The following is a 2,311-nucleotide window of genomic DNA, read 5'->3' as shown; positions in this document are numbered from 1 at the left end:
AGGAGTTCCTTAAAGGCGACCAAATCCTGACCCGAATGACTACTCTCATATTGAGTAATCGATGTGTCCAAGTTCTTGAGCTGATTCATGAGGAAGTTGTAGTTCATGACCGTACTGGTATGACTGCTTCCCTCATAACTCACCAAGTCAGAAATGTCACTCTTGAACAATCTTAAAAATATCTTCATGATTGAAGTAGATCAAATTCTCACCTACGACCCCTTCAGGATATAGGCAAGCACCATAGTCAAAACGATAAAGATCTCCTTTAACTGGTGCTGCAATCATACGAGCAATGATGAGCATCTTTTTGATACTTCCTTTGAAAAATATTAGCGAGTGTAAATGGGAGGATTATCCTTCATTATTTCTTCTCCTAACTCTGTATTGCTTGATATCAAATCAAAAGGAAAATCAGAGTCTATTTTATGACTCGCAATTTTTTTAGAAATCTTCTCAAAAAGAAGTAGCTCATTTTGAGATTCATCATAATCTATGACTAGTAAGTAACTACTTTCTTCTTTCACTAGTATCTTTACGAAAAAGACATTATTAACTGAAGGGATTTCCTTAAAAATATTTGAAAGCTCATTTTCAATCGATGTTGTATCCTCAATTGGTTTTCCAAAAAGTATTTTACGTGAATTGATTAAAGATAATATCGTCTCTATATAATCTTTGTCCATAAAAACACTGATTCCACAAGGATTTAATACAACATATTTTACAGGTGAATTACGTTCTAGAAATTTATAAATATATACTATATCCACTTTGGCGAACTTAACACCTTTATTAAATAATGAACTAGATAAATTGATAGATTCAAAATCAGTAAATATAGGCAAATACTGTCTACCATCGCTACCATTTAATGTGATTAGAATATCAGAACTATTAATTGTAGTAAAAGGTACCAACAAATGTGATTTTGAAAGAGCAATAGCAAATTTCTTCCAGTCTGACTCCCTGCTACTTTCTTTATATATATTATATAAAAAATTCAAATCTAACATTAACTTCCTCATTCTTCTAATAAAGCATCAATTCTATTTAATAATGACGAAAATTGAGTGTTACATTTTGTCATATATGTAGCATCAGAATCAAGAATATAAAAATCCGATAAACCGTCTCTTGGGAAAAACATACTTTTGTACATTTTTCGAAGTTTCTCTATACATTCATTTGGGAGTTCAGGATTTTCTATATTTTGTATGATTGCTATCATATTTTTAAGCGTCCCTATAAAATAGTTAACATTATGACGCTGCTTATGTTCTGATAGAACCCCTAATAAATCAATTAACGATTCCATTAGGTCTTCTTTGAAATTTACCATCACCTTATTCCTCCTAGACGTGTTGTATTATTATGAATTCCATCAATAGTCCATGGTTTATTAATAAATATCTGTTCTTTACCACCAATATATACTCCTCCTTGAGAGCCTGTAGGACCTTCATAATAAACGGTACCTTTTGGGAACTTAGTAGCATAGATATCAGTCAATTCTGATGTACCTGTTAAGACCCCTGTGTCTCTATCAATCCACTGAGGTTTAACTGCGGACTCTATCCTAACTTTTATTACTGACTCAGGAATATCCCTTGTATAATATTGTCCTAAAGGACTGTCAGAATTTCCAGCTCTAAAAAAGACCGTATCCTCTTCTAATATTTTCACATTATATTTACCGCTAGCGAAACTTTTAGCTGCAGTCTCATTAATTTCTGGTAGTGGTCCAGGATTTTCAATCATATTGTAACTATATTCTCTTGGATTGGTGGACACCTTATTGAGACTAAACTTGTTAGCTGCTGAAGAAGCCGCATATCCTCCTATCAAGTTCCCTAAAAAGTTTGCGGTTTGGGCGTCTTCTTCGCTTCCACCCGCAAGCTTGGTCACATGGTAAGCAGTCTGACCCGTTGTATAAGCGCCTGCTTCACCTATCGCAAACTGGGTCACCCCCTTGACAACGCTCTGGGTCTGCCCTATAGGAACCATGATAGCACTCGTCGTCACAAAGACATTCCCAACCTCATGATACAACTTGTCATTTCCCATGAAAGCTGTATCTCTTATAGGATTTCCTGCCTTGGTATAAATATCTCCTTCTGATCCGAGTTTGATCTCTTGACCAGCCTCGTACATATTGGACACCCCATAGGCTGTTGAGCCAACACCCGCAGTTATAGCTGTCGCAACAACCAAAGGTGTTGCAGTCCCCCAGGTGAATACGATGGCGGTCACTCCGACGATGATGGAGATTGCACTAATAGCCATATCTCCCCAACCCTTATCCGATCGA

The 2,311-nt window shown here is 36.1% G+C and carries 4 protein-coding genes and 1 pseudogene; all 5 read right to left on the bottom strand.

Annotated elements, in window-relative coordinates; translation table 11 throughout:
• The coding region (locus HMPREF9423_RS12565) for a hypothetical protein (protein WP_208853956.1) at positions 1-188 on the bottom strand (188 nt) is incomplete at its 3' end.
• Positions 157-306 (bottom strand): DUF4176 domain-containing protein, encoded by a 150-nt coding sequence (locus tag HMPREF9423_RS12150; RefSeq protein ID WP_006149473.1) that lies wholly within the window; start codon positions 304-306, stop codon positions 157-159. The genes HMPREF9423_RS12565 and HMPREF9423_RS12150, both read right to left, overlap by 32 nt.
• A gap of 26 nt (positions 307-332) precedes the next feature.
• Complete coding sequence (locus tag HMPREF9423_RS11275) at positions 333-1,016, bottom strand: enhanced serine sensitivity protein SseB C-terminal domain-containing protein (RefSeq protein WP_006155542.1); 684 nt, start codon at positions 1,014-1,016, stop codon at positions 333-335.
• A gap of 8 nt (positions 1,017-1,024) precedes the next feature.
• Positions 1,025-1,342 (bottom strand): hypothetical protein, encoded by a 318-nt coding sequence (locus tag HMPREF9423_RS11270; RefSeq protein ID WP_006149470.1) that lies wholly within the window; start codon positions 1,340-1,342, stop codon positions 1,025-1,027.
• A pseudogene (locus HMPREF9423_RS11805) lies at positions 1,342-2,311 on the bottom strand (hypothetical protein); the annotation flags it as partial. The gene HMPREF9423_RS11270 and the pseudogene HMPREF9423_RS11805, both read right to left, overlap by 1 nt.

Origin of the sequence: Streptococcus infantis ATCC 700779 (assembly GCF_000187465.1) — a bacterium.
GTDB classification, from domain to species: Bacteria; Bacillota; Bacilli; order Lactobacillales; family Streptococcaceae; genus Streptococcus; species Streptococcus infantis.
The sequence above is the reverse complement of the archived record's forward strand: the minus strand, read 5'-3'. Positions and strand labels throughout refer to the sequence as shown.